This is a genomic window from Streptomyces sp. NPDC047971 (assembly GCF_040653355.1).
Taxonomy (GTDB): Bacteria; Actinomycetota; Actinomycetes; order Streptomycetales; family Streptomycetaceae; genus Streptomyces.
Genome location: NZ_JBEZNW010000021.1, coordinates 21,742 through 39,541 on the forward strand (window position 1 = coordinate 21,742; position 17,800 = coordinate 39,541).

The window sequence follows — 17,800 nt, forward strand, 5'->3', positions numbered from 1 at the left end:
CGGGTCCCCTCACCGGGCTAATGTGTGCAGCGTACGGCGCGGGAGACGCGCAACGCTGACCGTTCGGAGGGACATAGCCGTGGAGGTCAAGATCGGCGTGCAGCACGCACCCCGGGAGATCGTTCTGGAGAGCGGGCAGTCCGCCGAGGAGGTCGAGCGCGCCGTGGCCGACGCGCTGGCCGGCAAGGCGCAGCTGCTCAGCCTCACGGACGAGAAGGGCCGCAAGGTCCTGGTCCCGGCCGAGAAGATCGCGTACGTGGAGATCGGCGAGCCCGCGGTGCGCCGCGTCGGCTTCGGCGCGCTCTGAGACGTACGGCCGAACAGGGGAAGGCCCGGCGGATCCGATCCGCCGGGCCTTCCGTGTGTCCGGGCGCGGCCCGCACCTACGCCGTGGGCGAATGTCCTGGTGAGGGGTGCCGAGGAGGATTGCGTCCGGGGTGGTTCGGGTAGGACGGCCTGTGACCGAATTGCCCGCCCCGTACGCGAGGTGATCCCGTGTTCCTGGAAGCTCTCGGCTCCGCCCTGCTCGGCCTCGCCCTGGCCTGGGCCGCCGTGCACCGGCTGCCCGACCGGCTCCCCGCACGTGGGGTCGTCCTCACCGCGGGCTCGCTGGGCGCCGTCTTCGGAGCCCTGGTGACGCACGGTGCCCTGGGCCCGGGTCACGGCCTGGCCACGCTGTTCGGCGCGGTCGCGATCGCCACGGTCCTGCTCTCGCTGCTGATTCGCCCCGCCTCGCGCCGGCTGCGGCGATCAGCGGCGGCGTGAGCAGCGCCGCCACACACGCCCCGCCGACCGCAGCGACTAAGCGGCCAGGCCCAGCGCCGCCATGCGCTTGGTGTGCGCCTCGGTGATACGGGAGAACATCCGGCCGACCTCCGCCAGGTCGAAGCCGTCGGCGACACCACCGACCAGCATCGTGGAGAGCGCGTCGCGCTCGGCGACCACCCTCTGGGCCTGCGAGAGCGCCTCGCCCATCAGCCGGCGGGCCCACAGCGCGAGCCGCCCGCCGACGCGCGGGTCGGCCTCGATCGCCGCGCGGACCTTCTCCACGGCGAAGTTGCCGTGGCCCGTGTCGTCGAGCACCGAGAGCACCAGCCGGCGCGTGTCGGCGTCGAGTCGCGCCGCCACCTCCCGGTAGAAGTCGGAGGCGATCGAGTCGCCGACGTACGCCTTGACCAGGCCCTCCAGCCAGTCCGACGGCGCGGTCTGGCGGTGGAAGTCGTCCAGCGCCTTGGCGAAGGGCTCCATCGCGGCCGTCGGCTCGGCGTCCACGGCGGCCAGCCGGTCCCGCAGCTGCTCGAAGTGGTGGAACTCGGCGGAGGCCATCTTCGCCAGCTCCGCCTTGTCCGCCAGCGTCGGCGCGAGCTTGGCGTCCTCGGCGAGCCGCTCGAAGGCCGCCAGCTCGCCGTAGGCCAGCGCGCCGAGCAGATCGACGACCGCGGCGCGGTACTGCGGCTCGGCGGAGGCCGTGGCCCAGTCCTGGGCGGCGATCCCGGTGAACTCTTCGGCGGTCTCCGCGGCGTTCTCTTCGGCGGGCGTGGCGTTGTCAGGCGTCTCCATGAAGCGCACAATAGCCCGCTCCCCGACCCGCGTAAGGCCCTGGTCAGTCACTGTGACCGCGCCCTCATCACGAATTCCCCCAACACACATGCGCGAATCCGGGGTACAGTGGTAATGCGCCTGCTGAGTATGCGGACATGCTTTCGCACGTTCGGACGTACTTGGTGGGCCGACTCATGAATGAGGATGCCCGGTCGGTGGCCCGACTGGCTCCGACCCGACAGCCCTCCCCGCGCACCTGCAGGAGAGGGTCCCTCAAGCGGCACGACGCTCGAGCGACGGCAGTGGTCCCGCGCCACCCGGCTGTGATCCCTTAGTCGATCCGGCCGGAAGCGAATCGGCACGGTACGACCCCCAGCGTTCGCCTCGCGCCGCGTCTCACAGAAGAGGCAGCACCCTGACTACGACTTTCCGAGAGCTCGGGATCCTTCCCGAGACGGCCGAGGCGCTCGAAGCCGTCGGCATCGTGTCCCCCTTCCCGATCCAGGAGATGACCCTTCCGGTCGCGCTCTCCGGCACCGACGTCATCGGCCAGGCCAAGACCGGCACCGGCAAGACGCTCGGCTTCGGTCTGCCGCTCCTGGAGCGCGTCACCGTCCCCGCGGACGTCGAGGCCGGCCGGGCCGCGCCCGAGCAGCTGACCGACGCCCCGCAGGCCCTGGTCGTCGTCCCGACCCGCGAGCTGTGCACCCAGGTCACCAACGACCTGCTGACCGCCGGCAAGGTCCGTAACGTCCGCGTGCTCGCCATCTACGGCGGCCGGGCGTACGAGCCCCAGGTCGAGGCGCTCAAGAAGGGCGTCGACGTCATCGTCGGCACCCCGGGCCGACTCCTCGACCTGGCCGGCCAGCGCAAGCTGGACCTGTCCCACGTCAAGGCCCTCGTCCTCGACGAGGCCGACGAGATGCTCGACCTGGGCTTCCTGCCCGACGTCGAGAAGATCATCAACATGCTTCCGGCGAAGCGTCAGACCATGCTGTTCTCGGCGACCATGCCGGGCGCCGTGATCGGTCTGGCCCGCCGCTACATGTCGCAGCCCACGCACATCCGCGCCACCGCGCCGGACGACGAGGGCGCGACCGTCGCCAACATCACGCAGCGCGTCTACCGCGCGCACTCGATGGACAAGCCGGAGCTGGTCTCCCGCATCCTGCAGGCCAACGGCCGCGGGCTGGCGATGATCTTCTGCCGTACGAAGCGCACGGCGGCCGACATCGCCGAGCAGCTGGAGCGTCGTGGCTTCGCGTCCGGCGCGGTCCACGGCGACCTCGGCCAGGGCGCCCGCGAGCAGGCCCTGCGCGCGTTCCGCAACGGCAAGGTCGACGTGCTCGTCTGCACCGACGTCGCCGCGCGCGGCATCGACGTCGAGGGCGTCACGCACGTCATCAACTACCAGTCGCCGGAGGACGAGAAGACGTTCCTCCACCGCGTGGGCCGCACCGGCCGCGCCGGCGCCAAGGGCACGGCCGTGACCCTGGTCGACTGGGACGACATCCCGCGCTGGCAGCTCATCAACAAGGCGCTCGACCTGGACTTCCACGACCCGGTCGAGACCTACTCCACCTCCCCGCACCTGTACGAGGAGCTGGACATCCCGGCGGGCACCAAGGGCGTCCTGCCCCGCGCCGAGCGGACCCGTGCGGGTCTGGGCGCGGAGGAGCTGGAGGACCTGGGCGAGCCGGGCGGCCGTGGCGGCCGTGGTCGCAAGCAGGCCGCTCCGGCGGCCGAGGAGCGCCCCGCCCGTACGCGCACCCCGCGCCAGCGTCGCCGTACGCGTGGTGGTTCCACCGTGGACGGGACGACGGCCGCTCCGGTCGCCGCCCCGGTGGCGGAGGACGCCCCCGCCGAGCCGCGCACCCCGCGCCGCCGTCGGCGTACCCGCGCCGTCGGTGCCTCGGGCGTACCGGTCGCCGAGGCCCCGGCCGCGGTGACGGAGGCCCCCGCGGCCCCGGTCGCCGTCGCCACGAAGGCTCCCGCCGCCAAGGCCGCCGCCGCTCCGGTGGTGCCCGCCGCCGCACCGGCCCCCGCGGTCGAGGAGGCTCCCCGGGCTCCGCGCCGCCGCCGTCCGCGCGTCGTGCAGCCCGCGGAGACGGTGTCGTTCCAGACCCCGGAGTCGGCCGCCGCCGCCCTCGCGACGGTCACGCCGGCCGCGCCGGTGGAGACGGTCGTCGCGGTGGAGACCGTCGAGGAGCCCAAGAAGGCTCCCCGCCGCCGCACGACGAAGAAGGCCGCCGCCGCGGTGGTCGAGACGGCCCCGGTGGCCGCCGAGGTCGTCGAGGAGGCCCCCAAGGCTCCCCGCCGCCGCACCACGAAGAAGGCCGCCGCCGCGGTGGTCGAGACGGCCCCGGTGACCGAGGTCGTCGAGGAGGCCCCCAAGGCTCCCCGCCGCCGCACCACGAAGAAGGCCGCCGTCGCCGAGGCCCCCGACGCCTCGGAGCCGAAGGCCGCGCCGCGCCGCCGCACGGTGAAGAAGGTGGCCGCCGCTCCGGCGGAGGCCACCGAGACGGCCGAGGCCCCCAAGGCCCCGCGCCGCCGCACGACGAAGAAGGCCGCGGCCGCGCAGCCCGAGAGCTGACGCGCCCCGCACCGTCTTCGGCGGCCCGGTCCCTGCCCAGGGGCCGGGCCGCCGTGCTGTCCGACCCCTTTCGAGCAGCGGTTACAGTCCCTCTATGAGCAAGCCCCGGTCCCTGGCGCCGCCGCCGCGCACGCGTGCCTACCGGCTGATGACGGCCCGCGGCGTCTTCGCCGTCCTGGACACCGCGCCCGAGGGCGAGGCCCGGGGCACGGTGCTGCTGCTGCCCGGCTACACCGGCAGCAAGGAGGACTTCCTCGCGCTGCTCGGACCGCTGAGCGACGCCGGCTACCGCGCCGTCGCGGTCGACGGCCGGGGCCAGCACGAGAGCCCGGGGCCGCGGCACCGGGGCGCGTACAGCCGGCGGGCCCTGGCGCTCGACGCCGTGGCCCAGGCCCTCGCGCTCGGCGACGGGCCCGTGCATCTGCTGGGGCACTCCTTCGGCGGGCTGGTGGCGAGGGCGGCGGTCGCGGTGGCCCCCGAGGCGTTCCTCTCGCTGACCCTGCTCTCGTCGGGGCCGGGCCGGGTCGCCCGGCCGCAGCGCCTTCGCGTCCGGGTGCTGCGCGGGGCGCTCGCGGTGCTGCCCAAGGAGCGGGTCTGGCTGGCGACGCGATGGCTGGACAGCCGGGGCGAGGAGCCGGGCGTGACCGACCCGCCGGAGATCGTGAGCTTCCTGCGGCGCCGCTGGATGCGCACACGGATCGTCCAACTGTCCGCTACGGGGCGGCTGTTGAGGCGCGATCCGGACGGTACGGCGCAGCTGGCGGGTCTCCCCGTGCCGCTGCACATCGCGTACGGGGACGAGGAGATGGTCTGGCCGACGGCGGGTCTCGCGGAGGCGGCGCGGCGGACCGGGGCCCATCACACGGTGGTCGCCGGCGCCGGCCACTCCCCCAACGTGACCCATCCCCGGGAGCTGGCCGACCGCTTGACGGCGTTCTGGGAGCGCTGCTCCTGACGCCCGGGCGGCGAGCCGTCAGAACTGGGCCTGGAGGTGCTGCCAGAACCCGTCCCGCAGCGCCCTCCGCAGCGCCGCGTGTCCCCGCAGGGAGCGACTGAGGAGCCGTTCCGCCTCGATGAGCAGGTCCTGGTCGACCGGTCCCGGCAGATACGGATGCCCTGGCAGCAGCTCGGCCAGCGCGTCCGGGCCGCGTTCGGCGAGCCAGGTCGCGGCGATCTGGGCGCCGACGAAGCGGACCTCTTCGCGCGAGGGCGGCGGCTCCCCCTCGTTCTCGTAGGTCGTGACGGGGCGCCGGGTGACGTAGGGCCGCCAGAAGTCGAGGTCGAAGGTGCGCTGGCTGTCGACCTCCCAGAGCAGCGGCTCGGCCTGGTTGCGCCCGTCGGCGGCCTCGATGCCCCAGAGGTGGACGCGTGCCCCGTATCCCTGGGCCGCCTCGACGGCGGAGACCAGGTCCTCGTCGCCGCCGACGAGCGCGGCGTCACTGATGGCGCGGTGGCGGGCGAGGGACTCCAGGTCGGAGCGGATGAGGGAGTCGACGCCCTTCTGCTGGTTGTTGGCGTTGAGGTTGCCGAGGCGGACCTTGACGTCGGGCAGCTCGGCGATCGACTGCTGCTCGGGGGTGTGGATCCTGCGCCGTGCGCCGTCGTACCAGTAGACGCGCAGCAGCCGGCTGTCGGCGAAGATCGTGCGGGCCTTGTCGATGAACGCCTCGATCAGCCCTTCCGCGTCGAGATCGAAGGAGCGGCGGTCCTCGGTGCCCGCGACCAGCAACCCGGCCGCAGCATAGACGTAACCCGCGTCGACGAAGATGGCATGCGTCGAGGGGGTCTTGGCCACCTCGGCGAGCATCCGCTGGAGGAGCTCATTGGTGCGCTCCAGGCGGGCGCCGAGGTCGCGGACCGGGTCGTCGGGCGTCGTCTGAGGTATCTCTGCGTCGTTCATACGGGCCTCATTCTCCGCCGCTCGGGGCGCCGTCGCCAACGTCCCCTACCGCTTAGTAGTTAGACATCCAAAAAATTTCCTTAGCGTAGGGAATGTTTGCAGGATGCATCCCGTTGGACAGGTGTAGCTCGCATCGCAGTTCTCCATCAGGAGGATCAACTCAGACGAAGGGAGAAGCCCATGCGCTTCGAAATCCTGCGACTGGACGACATCGACGGGACGCCCGTCGACCGCACCGTCGTGGACGCCGCCTCCGTCAACCGGATCGTGCAGCAGGCCGCCTCGATCGGCCAGCGCATCTGGATCCGACCGGCCGACACCACGGCCTCGTAACCAGGCAACGCTCAGACGCACCGCGCCCCCGCATGGACTCCGTGAACCGGAATCCGTACGGGGGCGCAGTGGCGCGTGCGGGGGGCCTCAGGAGCCCTGGACGACCTGGGTGACGCCGTTGATGATCTGCTGGACGGCGATGGCCGACAGCATCATGCCGGCGAGCCGGGTGACGAGCACGACGCCGCCGTCCTTGATGACGCGGATGATCACCAGCGAGTAGCGCATGGTCAGCCAGAGCACGACGTGCATGGCGACGATGGCGGCCCAGACCGAGACCTGGGCGGCGGCGCCGTCGGCGTGCTGCACGGCGAGGATCACGGACACGATCGCACCGGGCCCGGCGAGCAGGGGCATGCCCAGGGGGACGAGGGCGACGTTGACGTCCTTGGTCTGCTTGGGCTCGTCGGTCTTGCCGGTGAGCAGGTCGAGCGCGATGAGCAGCAGGAGCAGACCGCCCGCGATCATCAGCGCGGGGACGGACACGTGCAGATACGCGAGGATCTGCTGCCCGAGGATCCCGAAGACGGTGATGACGCCGAAGGCCACGGCGACGGCCTGCCAGGCCATCCGCCGCTGGACCTTGGCGGGTCGCCCGGAGGTGAGGGCGAGGAAGATCGGGGTGATCCCGGGGGGATCCATGATCACGAACAGAGTCAGGAAGAGCGAGCCGAAGACGGCGACGTCGAACACGATGAGCCTTGCGCTATGGGGTGTACGAGGGGTGTGGGGGTTCGGTGCGGCGCCCTTGGGGGGCGACGTACGGAACATGGGCGTGGGCGGTGTCCCGGGCGGCCCGGCCCCGTCCGGGAGCGGACACCCGTCGGAACCGGCCGCGCGAGCGCGGGGCACCGATCGGGGACCCGCCGCGCGGACGGCGCCGGCCGGAGACCACCGGGGGACACCCGCCTGAGCCGAGGCGCCGGCCGGAGACCGTCGGAGGACACCCGCCTGAGCCGAGGGCGCGGGGCGGAGACCGTCCGGTCCGGCCCGTGGAGCCGCCGGGAGCCGGGCGGACCCGCAGGAGATCCGGCCCGGGCCTTCACGGAGCGGCTGCCGCCGCGCGGCGTCGAGCGGGTCGGACAGCCCGCCGGGGGAAGACCACGACGGCCTCCGGCCCCGCAGGTTCCGGCGACGCCGCAGCCGGGTGGGCCGGGGCGGGTCGCAGGACTCCGACGCGGGTCTCCGTCAGGTGACCGAACCGGGTCCCGAAGGGCTCGGCGCGGGTCTCCGCCGAAGGGCGGATCACGTCCCGCGGGTCTCCGGCGGACGGCTCCCTCGGGGCCGAGGCGGTCCCGGGTCTCCGGCGGACGGCTCCCTCAGGGGGCCGTGCCGATCCCGCAGGGCTCCCGCGGCTCCCTCGGGGGGGCCGTGCCGATCCCGCAGGGCTCCCGCGGCTCCCTCAGGTGACCGGATCCGGGGGCCCGAGGGCTCCCGGGGCCGGTGTGGGTTCTCCGGGGGTTCCGGTGGGGCTACCTGGGTCCGCCCGCGCCCGGGACCGGGAAGGCGCCCGTGGCGCGGCGGGTGATCTCGCCGTAGATCTCGGGGTCCGTGGTGAACTCCCCGAGGCGGCACGTCTTGCGGCTGCCGTGGTAGTCGCTGGAGCCCGTGGTGAGCAGCCCGAGCTCCTTCGCCAGCCCTCGCAGCCGCGCCCGGGTCGCCTCGTCGTGGTCCATGTGGTCCACCTCGATGCCGTCGAGGCCGGCCTCCGCGAGCCGCGCGATCGTCGACTCCGGCACCACCTCGCCGCGCTTGACGGCCGCCGGGTGCGCGAAGACCGTGACGCCACCGGCCGCCTTGACGAGCCGGATCGCGTCCGACGGGTCGAGCTCGTGCTTCTCCACGTACGCCCGTCCGCCGTCCGCCAGCCACTCCTGCGTGAACGCCCCGGACACGTCCGGTACGACGCCGAGTTCGACGAGCGCCTCCGCGACGTGCGGGCGGCCCACCGAGCCGTCCCCGGCGATCCGGGCGACCTGCTCCCAGGTGACGGGGACGCCGAGCTCCTGGAGCTTGCCGACCATCGCGCGGGCGCGCGGCACCCGGTCGTCCCTGACCAGCTCGCGCTCGGCAGCCAGCTCGGGCTCCTCGGGGTCGAAGAGGTAGGCGAGCATGTGCAGCCCGACCCCGTCGACGCGGCAGGAGAGTTCGGCTCCGGTGACGAGGGTCAGCCCCTCGGGAAGCGCGGCGGTCGCCTCGGCGTAGCCGCGCGTCGTGTCGTGGTCGGTGAGGGCGACGACGTCGAGCCCGGCGGCCGCCGCGTTGCGGACAAGCTCGGCCGGGGTGTCCGTGCCGTCCGAGGCGGTGGAGTGGGTGTGCAGATCGATGCGCACGACGCGGTACTCCAGGGCTCGGGGCGGACGAAGGGGACGCTCCAGCATAACGGGGGAATCGAACACCCCCGCCCCGCGGCGGCGGGCCCGACGTCCCCGGGCCCGGCCGGGCCCGCGGAGCCCCTCCTACGACAGCAGACGCGGTGTCAGCGCCCCGCACGGCAGCAGCTCGACCTCCGCGCCCGCGTCCCGCAGGTCCGTCAGCACCAGCTCGTCGTACATCAGCAGTCCGGACTGCTCGGGCCAGACGATCGCCCACAGCCACAGCCCGCGCGCCTCCCCCGCGAACACGGCCCGGTCTTGCGGCGCGCCGTTCACGTGCCAGAGCGGTGTGGGACGGCCCGCCGCGAGCACCTTCGTCTGGGCGGGCTTCTCGATGGCCATGTGGGGACCGGGGTCGGGTCCGTCGATCCCGGCGTACCGAGCGCCGAGGCCGACGCCGAGCTCCTCGGCGACGAGCAGCAGCTCGCCGATCCCGCCGAGCGGGCCGGGACCGGAGCAGGCGACGGCCGTCGCGCGCCCTCCGCTGCGGTCGTCACCGGCGTACGCGACCCCGGTGAAGAGCCATCCGACGGGCAGGGGCCACGGCATCCACACGGGCACCTGGGTCCGGTGCACCACGACACCGAGGGCCTCGACGCTGGGCGGGATCACGGGTTGCAGCGGGTGCACCGAGCCGTGCACGTCGCACTGCCACGAGTCGGCAAAAAGACCGGGCGCCCTGACCCGGCCACCGCACTTCGGGCAACTGGGTTCGCCCCTCATAGAGCCCAACGGTCCTACCACACCGCGTCCACGTCAAGGACGATCACCCGTCCGGACCGACCGGTTCACCCCCAGTGAAGGATGTGGTTTGCACACATCGGTGCGGTCGGCACCGTTCCGCGCACGCCTCGGCCACGGGCGGGCACCGGCGGCGCCCGCCCCCACAGGACGAGGGCGCGCGTCAGTCCAGCGGAACGGACCTGCGCAGCGGATCCCGCAGATCCGTGCCGTTCGTCAGCCACCGCTCCTGGAGCGCCTCCGCGCCGTGGACCCGCTTCCACGCCGCCTCGTTGGACGTCATCGGCAGCAGCGGCAGGAACCGCACCGGATCCATGGCCCCGCCGGCGTCACCCGAGGAGTCGCTCCGCGAGGTCGCCTCGTTCAGATCCAGGTCCTCCACCAGACCGCCCGGCTCCGCCACGAGGACCGAGCTGAACGGGGCCCCGGGCCACAGGGGTTCGCCCACGTCGAGCGAGGCGCCGGCGGCCACGACCACGCCTTCGACCTGAGGGGTCGAGGCGAGGACGGCGAGCGGGCGCAGCACCTTGTCGGTGTCGGCGAGCCCGGCCCGTACCGACAGCACCAGCTCGGCGCGCGGACCCTTCACGGGGTCGGCGAGCGCGGACGTCGGGTCGGTCATCGGGTGCGCGGACATGCCGAGCGTGGCGTACCGCACGACGTCGCCGTCGATGAATCGGAGCACCTCGATCCGGTCCGTACCGAGGAACGTCACCGCGGCCCGCGCGTCCGGTTCGCCGAGCGCCGTACGGAGCCGGGCCTCGACCAGAGCAAGAACTTCTCCCATGACGCGAGCATAAAGCGCGTACGGAACGGGCAAAGGAAGGGATTGGCCCCCTGTCGGCTGATAGTCTTGGTCGCTGGTCGGGACTCCCGACTACTCGTCATCCCCCATGGGGGACCGGCTGGAGGAGGTGGGGCTGCGTGGATCGAAGTCGATCGGGCAGTACCAACCGCTCTTCCGCCCCGCACCCGAGCCCGGTGCGCTCCTCCCGGTGATCTGAGGCGCTCCGTTCCCGGTCCGCCCCGTCATCCGGCATCTCGCACGACGGAAGAGCACTTCGCCTTTGCCTGTCTGTAGCGAACGCCGTCACCGCGATCCCGCGGTGCCGCCCGCTTTGTGGACGACGTAGCTCCACGTCCCCATTCCGGGCTGTGCCACGCCTCGCCGACGGCTTCTCCGTGAAGGAGCATGCCAAATGTCGATGATCCGTGACCTCCGCGCCGCGGTCCGTCCCTCCCTGCGCAAGGACGGCTCCACCCTCGCCTCCCCGTACGCCAACTACGACGCCACCCGGGACCCCTCCGCCTCCAGCGCGGTCGTCGACTGCGCCGTCTACCGCGACGGCCGTCGCGTCGACGACCGCGCCTGCCTGACGCCGCGCGGCGCGATGCGGCAGGTGCGGGAGAGCGGCGGCTTCGCCTGGATCGGTCTGCACGAGCCGACCGAGGCCGAATTCGCGGGCATCGCCGCCGAGTTCGGGCTCCACCCGCTCGCCGTCGAGGACGCCGTCCACGCCCACCAGCGGCCCAAGCTGGAGCGGTACGACGACACCCTGTTCACCGTCTTCAAGACGATCCACTACGTCGAGCACGCCGAGCTGACCGCCACCAGCGAGGTGGTCGAGACCGGCGAGGTGATGTGCTTCACCGGCCCCGACTTCGTCATCACCGTCCGGCACGGCGGCCAGGGCTCGCTGCGCAACCTGCGCCACCGCCTCCAGGGCGAGCCCGAGCTGCTCGCCAAGGGCCCCTCCGCCGTCCTGCACGCCATCGCCGACCACGTCGTCGACGGCTACATCGCGGTCGCCGACGCGGTCGAGCTCGACATCGACCAGATCGAGATCGACGTCTTCTCCCCGCCCGCCAAGGGCTCCACGCGCGGCACCGACACCGGCCGGATCTACCAGCTCAAGCGCGAGGTACTGGAGTTCAAGCGGGCCGTCACGCCGCTGCTGCGCCCCATGCAGCTGCTCAGCGAGCGCCCGATGCGGCTGGTCGACCCCGACATCCAGAAGTACTTCCGCGACGTCGCCGACCACCTCGCGCGCGTGCAGGAGCAGGTCGTCGGCTTCGACGAGCTCCTCAACTCGATCCTCCAGGCCAACCTGGCCCAGGCGACCGTCACGCAGAACGAGGACATGCGCAAGATCACCTCATGGGCGGCCATCATCGCCGTCCCGACGGCGGTCTGCGGCGTCTACGGGATGAACTTCGAGCACATGCCCGAGCTGGAGTGGAAGTACGGCTACCCGATGGTGCTCGTCGGCATCGCCGCGGCCTGCTTCGCCATCCACCGCACCCTCAAGCGGAACGGCTGGCTCTAGACGGTCCTCCCGCCGGCACTGGATAGGCTGCGGAGCATGACAGACACGCTGCTCGGCCTCGCCCTCGTCGAGGAGGCCACCAAGAAGTCCGGCCTCATCTGGGTCCGGGGCGACGCCCCCGCGGCCCGGGCGCTGTGGCACGTCTGGCACGAGGGCGCGGCGCACATCGTGGGCGACGGCCCGGGCGAGCAGCCGCTCCCCGGCCTCGTCGCCGGCGCGACGGCCGAGGTCACGGTCCGCAGCAAGGACAAGGGCGGCCGGATCGTCGCCTGGACGGCGACGGTGAGCGAACTGACCCCCGGCACGGAGGAGTGGGACGCCGCCGTCGCCGAGCTGAAGGGCAAGCGTCTGAACGCGACGGACGGCGAGGAGATGCCCGCCCGCTGGGCGCGGGAGTGCCGGGTCCTGCGGCTCACGCCCCTGGACGCCACGACCGAGCTGCCGGACGGGTCCCTGGCGGCGGTCCCGCAGCCCTCGGACGCCACGACGAGGCGCCCGGTACCGGCGGCGCTCCCCCGGCTGCTGCTGAAGCGCCGCAAGCGCTGATCAGGGGCGGGCCCTCACCCGTACGGGCCGCGCACAGGGGCGCGGCCCCCCTCACGTACGCGGCAACTGCTTGCCGTAGTCCAGGGTCTGGTCCTTCGACGGCTCCTCCAGCGGGAAGTCCTTGTCCCACTCGGACAGGACCACCACCCCGGCGCCACCGCCGCGCGCGAACTGCAGCGGGAACGGCGTCCCCTCCAGCGCGACGTCCAGCGTGCCGCCCTCGCCGTCCTCGCCGCCCTTGACCTTGACCGTGCGGATGCCGCCGATCTTGTCGCGGTCGCCCTTGACGACGTCGCCGTGCAGCCCGATGAGGCCGTCGAGCAGCAGGTCCATGTCGGTGAAGCCGCGCAGCTGCTTGTACGAGGGGTCGTCCTGCGGCACCTTCACGTACTTGTCGTCGAGCTTGTCGGCGGCTTCGCTGTCCGCCTCGGTCGGCGCCGCGGGCGAGGCGCCGCCGGACGCGGAGCCGCCGTTCTTGCCGTCGGACGCCTCCTCGTCGTGCGCCCAGAAGCCCGCGTCGGCCTTCAGATAGAGCGCGTCGCCGATCCGCAGCAGCTCGAACGTGCTGTTCTTCGTCGTCACCGAGCCGCTCGCGCCGTCCTGCTTGAGCCGCATGTTCAGCTTGTACGTGCCGCCCTTGCTCACCAGGGTCCCGGCCAGCCGCACCGCCTTCGCCGCATCGGCCGCGGTCTGGGCCTTCTGCTCGATGGCGGTCGCCTCCAGCTTCCCGACCCCGTTGGTCCCCTCGTCCGGATCCGATGCGCAGGCGGTGAGACCGGCCGCGAGCCCGGCGCAGAGCGCCACGGGCAGGACGGCCCGGCGGATGCGCGATGCATAGGGGAGTGCGGTCACCTGCGCTGCCTCTCGAACGTCGTCGGTGGGGGGACGGCAGACCGCAGCGTACCCGGGCGCGGAGCCGCCCCCCACAGGCAGCCGTACGGGCGCTCTGCCGGGGCGGCACGGAAGCGCACGGGCTAGCCTGAACCCGGCATTGCTCGGCAATGGCCCGAATCGTGCGACATCGAGGAGGCGCGTGGCATGGCGGCAGGCGCCCCCCGGGTCTTCGTCTCGCACATCGCCGGCGTCCCCGTCTTCGACCCCAACGGCGACCAGGTCGGCCGGGTGAGCGACCTCGTCGCCATGCTGCGGGTCGGCGGCCGCCGGCCGCCCCGGCTGCTCGGCATGGTCGTCGAGGTGCTCAGCCGCCGCCGGGTCTTCGTTCCGATGACCCGGATCACCGGAGTCGAGTCCGGCCAGGTCATCACCACGGGCGTGGTCAACATGCGCCGTTTCGAGCAGCGCCCCACCGAGCGGCTCGTCCTCGGCGAACTCCTCGACCGCCGGGTACGGCTCGTGGAGACGGACGAGGAGGTGACCGTCCTTGACGTGGCCATCCAGCAGCTGCCGGCCCGCCGGGACTGGGAGATCGACAAGGTCTTCGTACGGCGTGGCAAGCCGGGCGCGCTGCGCCGCAAGGGCGAGACCCTGACCGTGGAGTGGTCGGCCGTGACCGGCTTCTCGCTGGAGGAGGAGGGCCAGGGCGCCGAGAACCTGGTCGCCACCTTCGAGCGGCTGCGCCCCGCCGACCTGGCCAACGTGCTCCACCACCTCTCCCCCAAGCGGCGGGCCGAGGTCGCCGCGGCCCTCGACGACGACCGGCTCGCCGACGTCCTGGAGGAGCTGCCGGAGGACGACCAGATCGAGATCCTCGGCAAGCTCAAGGAGGAGCGCGCCGCCGACGTCCTGGAGGCAATGGACCCGGACGACGCCGCCGACCTGCTCTCCGAGCTGCCGGAGGAGGACAAGGAGCGGCTGCTCACCCTGATGCGCCCCGACGACGCGGCGGACGTGCGCCGGCTGCTGTCGTACGAGGAGCGGACCGCGGGCGGCCTGATGACGACCGAGCCGATCGTGCTGCGTCCCGACGCCACGGTCGCGGACGCGCTGGCGCGCGTACGCCAGCAGGACCTCTCCCCGGCGCTCGCGGCGCAGGTGTACGTGTGCCGGCCGCCGGACGAGACCCCGACGGGCAAGTACCTGGGTACGGTGCACTTCCAGCGGCTGCTGCGCGACCCCCCGTTCACCCTGGTCAGCTCACTGGCCGACAGTGATCTGCCGCCGCTGTCCCCGGACACCCCGCTGCCCGGGGTCGCCAGCTATCTCGCCGCGTACAACATGGTCGCGGCTCCGGTCGTGGACGAGAGCGGGTCGCTGCTCGGCGCGGTCACCGTCGACGACGTGCTCGACCACCTGCTGCCGGAGGACTGGCGGGAGACCGAGTTCCACGGGGAGGAGGCCGGCCATGGCGGCTGAACGCGCGGCGGAGAGGGAGCGGGAACGCTCCCTCCCGCGGATCCGGCTCGACCTTCCGCGCGAGCGCAGGGCCAGGTTTCTGCCGGAGTACGACCCGGAGGCGTTCGGCCGGATCTCGGAGCGGATCGCGCGCTTCCTGGGGACGGGGCGGTTCATCGTCTGGATGACGATCACCATCATCGTCTGGGTGCTGTGGAACATCTTCGCGCCGCCGTCGCTGAAGTTCGACGAGTACCCGTTCATCTTCCTGACGCTCGCCCTGTCGCTCCAGGCCTCGTACGCGGCCCCGCTCATCCTGCTCGCCCAGAACCGGCAGGACGACCGGGACCGGGTCAACCTCGAACAGGACAGGAAGCAGAACGAGCGGTCGATCGCGGACACCGAGTTCCTCACCCGGGAGATCGCGGCGCTGCGGATGGGGCTGGGGGAGGTGGCGACCCGGGACTGGATCCGTTCGGAGCTCCAGGACCTGGTCAAGGAGATGGAGGAGCGCCGGGACGGGCACCGGGGCGACGGTCTCGGGGACCACGGCGGTCTATTCCCCTCCGGGGGCGATCGCGGAAGTGACGTACCCGACCGCTGACAGCCTTTCCGGGGCCGGTGGTCCGCGCCGTACCATCGTCGGTATGGCTACGGAAGACGCGGTGCGCGAAGCACTGGCGACGGTGAACGACCCCGAGATCAACAAACCGATCACCGAACTCGGCATGGTCAAATCGGTGGAGATCGGATCCGACGGCAGGGTCGCCGTCACGGTCTATCTCACCGTCTCCGGTTGCCCGATGCGCGACACGATCACCCAGCGCGTCACGGACGCGGTCTCCCGTGTCGAGGGCGTCTCCGGTGTCGACGTGACGCTCGACGTGATGAGCGACGAACAGCGCAAGGAGCTGGCCTCGGCGCTGCGCGGCACGACGGCCGAGCGCGAGGTCCCCTTCGCCAAGCCCGGCTCGCTGACCCGCGTCTACGCGGTCGCCTCCGGCAAGGGCGGCGTCGGCAAGTCCTCCGTGACCGTGAACCTCGCCGCGGCGATGGCCGCGGACGGGCTGAAGGTCGGCGTCGTCGACGCCGACATCTACGGCCACTCGGTGCCCCGGATGCTGGGCGCGGATGGCCGTCCGACCCAGGTCGAGAACATGATCATGCCGCCGTCCGCGAACGGCGTGAAGGTCATCTCCATCGGCATGTTCACCCCGGGCAACGCCCCGGTCGTGTGGCGCGGCCCGATGCTCCACCGCGCGCTGCAGCAGTTCCTCGCCGACGTGTACTGGGGCGACCTGGACGTGCTGCTGCTCGACCTTCCCCCGGGCACGGGCGACATCGCGATCTCCGTGGCGCAGCTGGTGCCGAACGCCGAGATCCTCGTCGTCACCACCCCTCAGCAGGCGGCGGCCGAGGTCGCCGAGCGGGCCGGCTCGATCGCCGTCCAGACCCACCAGAAGATCGTCGGCGTCGTCGAGAACATGTCGGGCCTGCCGTGCCCGCACTGCGACGAGATGGTCGACGTCTTCGGCACGGGCGGCGGCCAGAAGGTCGCGGACGGCCTGACGAAGACCACGGGCGCGACGGTCCCGGTCCTGGGCTCCATCCCGATCGACGTCCGCCTGCGCGAGGGCGGCGACGAGGGCAAGCCGGTCGTCCTGACCGACCCGGAGTCCCCCGCGGGCTCGGCGCTCCGCGCCATCGCCGGCAAGCTCGGCGGCCGCGCTCGCGGCCTGTCCGGGATGAGCCTGGGCATCACGCCGCGCAACAAGTTCTGAGAGGCGTCGCGAGCGGGCCCCGCCGGGGCTCCGGCTCGCCCGCCCCCGGGGCCGGCCCACCGGCCCGTGGGGGCCGCGCGACACCGAAAGGGGCACCCCGCGACCGGGGTGCCCCTTCGTCGTGCTCGCGAGCCTCGTGCTACGCGTACGCGTCCAGGTCCTCGACTCCCGAGAACCCCAGACCGTAGGCGCTCATGCCCCGGCCGTACGCCCCGATGTGCACCTCACCCGCGGACCCTGCCAGCACCCAGCCGAACTCCGACTCCCGGTAGTGGAACGGCACCGGTACCCCGTCCACCGGCAGCGAGAGCGTGGACCATTCCGGCCCGGTCAGGTCGTCCGCCAGCTCGAAGGCCGTCTCCGTCTGCTGGTCGAGCCATTCGTTCCGCAGCGCGTGGTCCAGCTGCGCCGGCCAGGTGTACGCGAGAAGCCCCGAGCCCGCCAGCCACGCGGCCGAGGCGACCGTCGTGGCGTCCAGGACACCCGTGCCGTCCGCCGAGCGCCGCACCGGGTTCGCCGCGACCGTCACGACGACCGCGAAGCGCTCCTTCTCGACCCCGCTCGCGTCGGACTTTATGGACGGCTCGTCGCCGTGGCCCATCGACCCGTGCTGGACGGTCCCGTCCGCCGCCGTGCCGACCTGCATCAGCCAGCGCGGCCCGGTGAACGCCTCGTCAAGTCCGTACCAGGTGAAGGGTGCGCGCAGAAAGCCTTCGACCGTTCGCCGGGCAGCGGGCACTCCCTCCACCCGACTCGTCGTCTCCATCTCGGCCGCCTCCTCGATCCGTTGTGCCCGCGTCGGCGGACAACAGAGGGAGGATAGCCACCGGTGCGGGCCCGGTGGTGTCAGCCCAGGTCGTCAGGTCGCGTCGGAGTCGTACGGCGGCCGCTCGTCGGCCGCCGGCTTGTCCTGCTTCTTGAGGAGGTCCGGGGAGCCGTTGACGGCCGCGGGGACCGAGGCGGGCGCCGGGGCCGTCTCGCGGCCGTGCACCGCGTCGGCGACCTCGTTCATCTCCTTCTTGAGGTCGAAGCTGCTGCGCAGCTCCTTCAGCTCCTTGAGGTCGTCGTTGCCTTCGAGCTGCTTGCGCAGGAACGTCTTCGGGTTCAGGTCCTCGAACTCGAAGTCCTTGAACTCGGGCCCCAGCTCGGTGCGGATGTCGGCCTTCGCGCTCTCCGAGAAGTCGCGGACCTTCCGGACGAAGCGCGAGACGTCCTGGATGACCTTCGGCAGCTTGTCCGGGCCGAAAACGAGCACCGCAAGGACCACGAGCGTCACGAGCTCGAGTATGCCTAGGTCGTTGAACACCTTGCTGCTCCTTACACGGGGTCCGGGGCCCGCTCCACGGTACCCGCCGAAACCGCCGGGCGGG

19 protein-coding genes are annotated in these 17,800 nt (G+C 72.5%); 10 read left to right on the forward strand and 9 right to left on the reverse strand.

Annotation, left to right across the window (positions count from 1 at the left end; all coding sequences use genetic code 11):
- The first annotated feature begins 79 nt into the window (after positions 1–79).
- The gene (locus AB0D99_RS20570) at positions 80–307 is read left to right on the forward strand and encodes a DUF3107 domain-containing protein (RefSeq protein WP_217510274.1); all 228 of its coding nucleotides are present in this window, start codon (positions 80–82) and stop codon (positions 305–307) included.
- 188 nt (positions 308–495) lie between these two features.
- Positions 496–765: a hypothetical protein gene (locus AB0D99_RS20575; protein ID WP_362363788.1), complete on the forward strand. Its 270-nt coding sequence runs from the start codon at positions 496–498 to the stop codon at positions 763–765.
- A 36-nt stretch (positions 766–801) separates the two neighbouring features.
- Here AB0D99_RS20575 and AB0D99_RS20580 read toward each other — a convergent pair whose 3' ends face one another.
- Positions 802–1,560, reverse strand: a complete 759-nt coding sequence (locus AB0D99_RS20580) for a ferritin-like fold-containing protein (protein WP_362363791.1) — start codon at positions 1,558–1,560, stop codon at positions 802–804.
- A 490-nt stretch (positions 1,561–2,050) separates the two neighbouring features.
- Between AB0D99_RS20580 and AB0D99_RS20585 the strand changes: the two genes are divergently transcribed.
- Both AB0D99_RS20585 and AB0D99_RS20590 read left to right on the forward strand, forming a co-directional pair.
- Positions 2,051–4,135 carry a DEAD/DEAH box helicase gene (locus tag AB0D99_RS20585; protein ID WP_362363794.1) on the forward strand — a complete coding sequence of 695 codons (2,085 nt, stop codon included), beginning with the start codon at positions 2,051–2,053 and terminating at the stop codon, positions 4,133–4,135.
- A gap of 94 nt (positions 4,136–4,229) precedes the next feature.
- Entirely contained in the window at positions 4,230–5,090 is an 861-nt protein-coding gene (locus AB0D99_RS20590; protein WP_362363796.1) for an alpha/beta hydrolase, read from the forward strand.
- An 18-nt stretch (positions 5,091–5,108) separates the two neighbouring features.
- Here AB0D99_RS20590 and AB0D99_RS20595 read toward each other — a convergent pair whose 3' ends face one another.
- On the reverse strand, positions 5,109–6,035 hold the full coding sequence (locus AB0D99_RS20595; RefSeq protein WP_362363798.1) for an NYN domain-containing protein: 927 nt from the start codon (positions 6,033–6,035) through the stop codon (positions 5,109–5,111).
- A gap of 180 nt (positions 6,036–6,215) precedes the next feature.
- Here AB0D99_RS20595 and AB0D99_RS20600 point away from each other — a divergent pair, with 180 nt between their 5' ends.
- Entirely contained in the window at positions 6,216–6,368 is a 153-nt protein-coding gene (locus tag AB0D99_RS20600) for a hypothetical protein (protein ID WP_318103221.1), read from the forward strand.
- Positions 6,369–6,455: 87 nt separating this feature from the next.
- Here AB0D99_RS20600 and AB0D99_RS20605 read toward each other — a convergent pair whose 3' ends face one another.
- The 4 genes from AB0D99_RS20605 to AB0D99_RS20620 all read right to left on the reverse strand — a co-directional run bounded on the left by AB0D99_RS20605 (position 6,456) and on the right by AB0D99_RS20620 (position 10,271).
- Positions 6,456–7,061, reverse strand: coding sequence for a MarC family protein (locus AB0D99_RS20605; protein ID WP_362363802.1), 606 nt, complete (start codon positions 7,059–7,061; stop codon positions 6,456–6,458).
- Between the two features lie 779 nt (positions 7,062–7,840).
- Positions 7,841–8,701 (reverse strand): PHP domain-containing protein, encoded by an 861-nt coding sequence (locus AB0D99_RS20610; protein ID WP_362363805.1) that lies wholly within the window; start codon positions 8,699–8,701, stop codon positions 7,841–7,843.
- A 126-nt stretch (positions 8,702–8,827) separates the two neighbouring features.
- Entirely contained in the window at positions 8,828–9,466 is a 639-nt protein-coding gene (locus AB0D99_RS20615; RefSeq protein WP_362363808.1) for a DUF6758 family protein, read from the reverse strand.
- A 181-nt stretch (positions 9,467–9,647) separates the two neighbouring features.
- Positions 9,648–10,271 (reverse strand): suppressor of fused domain protein, encoded by a 624-nt coding sequence (locus AB0D99_RS20620; protein ID WP_362363811.1) that lies wholly within the window; start codon positions 10,269–10,271, stop codon positions 9,648–9,650.
- A gap of 412 nt (positions 10,272–10,683) precedes the next feature.
- On the opposite strand from AB0D99_RS20620, the gene AB0D99_RS20625 reads away from it, so the two are divergent.
- Positions 10,684–11,811, forward strand: coding sequence for a magnesium and cobalt transport protein CorA (locus AB0D99_RS20625; protein ID WP_362363814.1), 1,128 nt, complete (start codon positions 10,684–10,686; stop codon positions 11,809–11,811).
- Between the two features lie 36 nt (positions 11,812–11,847).
- Entirely contained in the window at positions 11,848–12,357 is a 510-nt protein-coding gene (locus tag AB0D99_RS20630) for a hypothetical protein (protein ID WP_362363817.1), read from the forward strand.
- A 51-nt stretch (positions 12,358–12,408) separates the two neighbouring features.
- Here the strand turns inward: AB0D99_RS20630 and AB0D99_RS20635 are convergent, their stop codons facing one another.
- On the reverse strand, positions 12,409–13,209 hold the full coding sequence (locus AB0D99_RS20635) for a hypothetical protein (protein ID WP_362363820.1): 801 nt from the start codon (positions 13,207–13,209) through the stop codon (positions 12,409–12,411).
- A gap of 186 nt (positions 13,210–13,395) precedes the next feature.
- Between AB0D99_RS20635 and AB0D99_RS20640 the strand changes: the two genes are divergently transcribed.
- From AB0D99_RS20640 to AB0D99_RS20650, 3 genes are read left to right on the forward strand one after another with little or no spacing between them, the layout of a single operon-like run.
- On the forward strand, positions 13,396–14,670 hold the full coding sequence (locus AB0D99_RS20640; RefSeq protein ID WP_362363823.1) for a CBS domain-containing protein: 1,275 nt from the start codon (positions 13,396–13,398) through the stop codon (positions 14,668–14,670).
- Positions 14,660–15,253 carry a DUF1003 domain-containing protein gene (locus AB0D99_RS20645; protein ID WP_362363826.1) on the forward strand — a complete coding sequence of 198 codons (594 nt, stop codon included), beginning with the start codon at positions 14,660–14,662 and terminating at the stop codon, positions 15,251–15,253. The genes AB0D99_RS20640 and AB0D99_RS20645 overlap by 11 nt, the downstream gene beginning before the upstream one ends.
- Positions 15,254–15,296: 43 nt before the next feature.
- Positions 15,297–16,430: an Mrp/NBP35 family ATP-binding protein gene (locus AB0D99_RS20650; protein WP_362363829.1), complete on the forward strand. Its 1,134-nt coding sequence runs from the start codon at positions 15,297–15,299 to the stop codon at positions 16,428–16,430.
- Between the two features lie 139 nt (positions 16,431–16,569).
- Here AB0D99_RS20650 and AB0D99_RS20655 read toward each other — a convergent pair whose 3' ends face one another.
- Together AB0D99_RS20655 and AB0D99_RS20660 are read right to left on the reverse strand one after the other, a co-directional pair.
- Positions 16,570–17,196 carry a hypothetical protein gene (locus AB0D99_RS20655; protein WP_362363832.1) on the reverse strand — a complete coding sequence of 209 codons (627 nt, stop codon included), beginning with the start codon at positions 17,194–17,196 and terminating at the stop codon, positions 16,570–16,572.
- Positions 17,197–17,289: 93 nt separating this feature from the next.
- Positions 17,290–17,736, reverse strand: coding sequence for a sec-independent translocase (locus AB0D99_RS20660; protein WP_362363835.1), 447 nt, complete (start codon positions 17,734–17,736; stop codon positions 17,290–17,292).
- Between the last annotated feature and the right edge of the window lie 64 nt (positions 17,737–17,800).

What these genes read in the sequence shown, in the direction of transcription:
- AB0D99_RS20580 (WP_362363791.1), bottom strand. Translation starts at nt 1,560, where the DNA reads ATGGAGACGCCTGACAACGCCACGCCCGCCGAAGAGAACGCCGCGGAG.
- AB0D99_RS20585 (WP_362363794.1), top strand. Translation starts at nt 2,051, where the DNA reads ATGACCCTTCCGGTCGCGCTCTCCGGCACCGACGTCATCGGCCAGGCC.
- AB0D99_RS20590 (WP_362363796.1), top strand. Translation starts at nt 4,230, where the DNA reads ATGAGCAAGCCCCGGTCCCTGGCGCCGCCGCCGCGCACGCGTGCCTAC.
- AB0D99_RS20595 (WP_362363798.1), bottom strand. Translation starts at nt 6,035, where the DNA reads ATGAACGACGCAGAGATACCTCAGACGACGCCCGACGACCCGGTCCGC.
- AB0D99_RS20600 (WP_318103221.1), top strand. Translation starts at nt 6,216, where the DNA reads ATGCGCTTCGAAATCCTGCGACTGGACGACATCGACGGGACGCCCGTC.
- AB0D99_RS20615 (WP_362363808.1), bottom strand. Translation starts at nt 9,466, where the DNA reads ATGAGGGGCGAACCCAGTTGCCCGAAGTGCGGTGGCCGGGTCAGGGCG.
- AB0D99_RS20620 (WP_362363811.1), bottom strand. Translation starts at nt 10,271, where the DNA reads ATGGGAGAAGTTCTTGCTCTGGTCGAGGCCCGGCTCCGTACGGCGCTC.
- AB0D99_RS20625 (WP_362363814.1), top strand. Translation starts at nt 10,684, where the DNA reads ATGTCGATGATCCGTGACCTCCGCGCCGCGGTCCGTCCCTCCCTGCGC.
- AB0D99_RS20630 (WP_362363817.1), top strand. Translation starts at nt 11,848, where the DNA reads ATGACAGACACGCTGCTCGGCCTCGCCCTCGTCGAGGAGGCCACCAAG.
- AB0D99_RS20640 (WP_362363823.1), top strand. Translation starts at nt 13,396, where the DNA reads ATGGCGGCAGGCGCCCCCCGGGTCTTCGTCTCGCACATCGCCGGCGTC.
- AB0D99_RS20645 (WP_362363826.1), top strand. Translation starts at nt 14,660, where the DNA reads ATGGCGGCTGAACGCGCGGCGGAGAGGGAGCGGGAACGCTCCCTCCCG.
- AB0D99_RS20650 (WP_362363829.1), top strand. Translation starts at nt 15,297, where the DNA reads ATGGCTACGGAAGACGCGGTGCGCGAAGCACTGGCGACGGTGAACGAC.
- AB0D99_RS20655 (WP_362363832.1), bottom strand. Translation starts at nt 17,196, where the DNA reads ATGGAGACGACGAGTCGGGTGGAGGGAGTGCCCGCTGCCCGGCGAACG.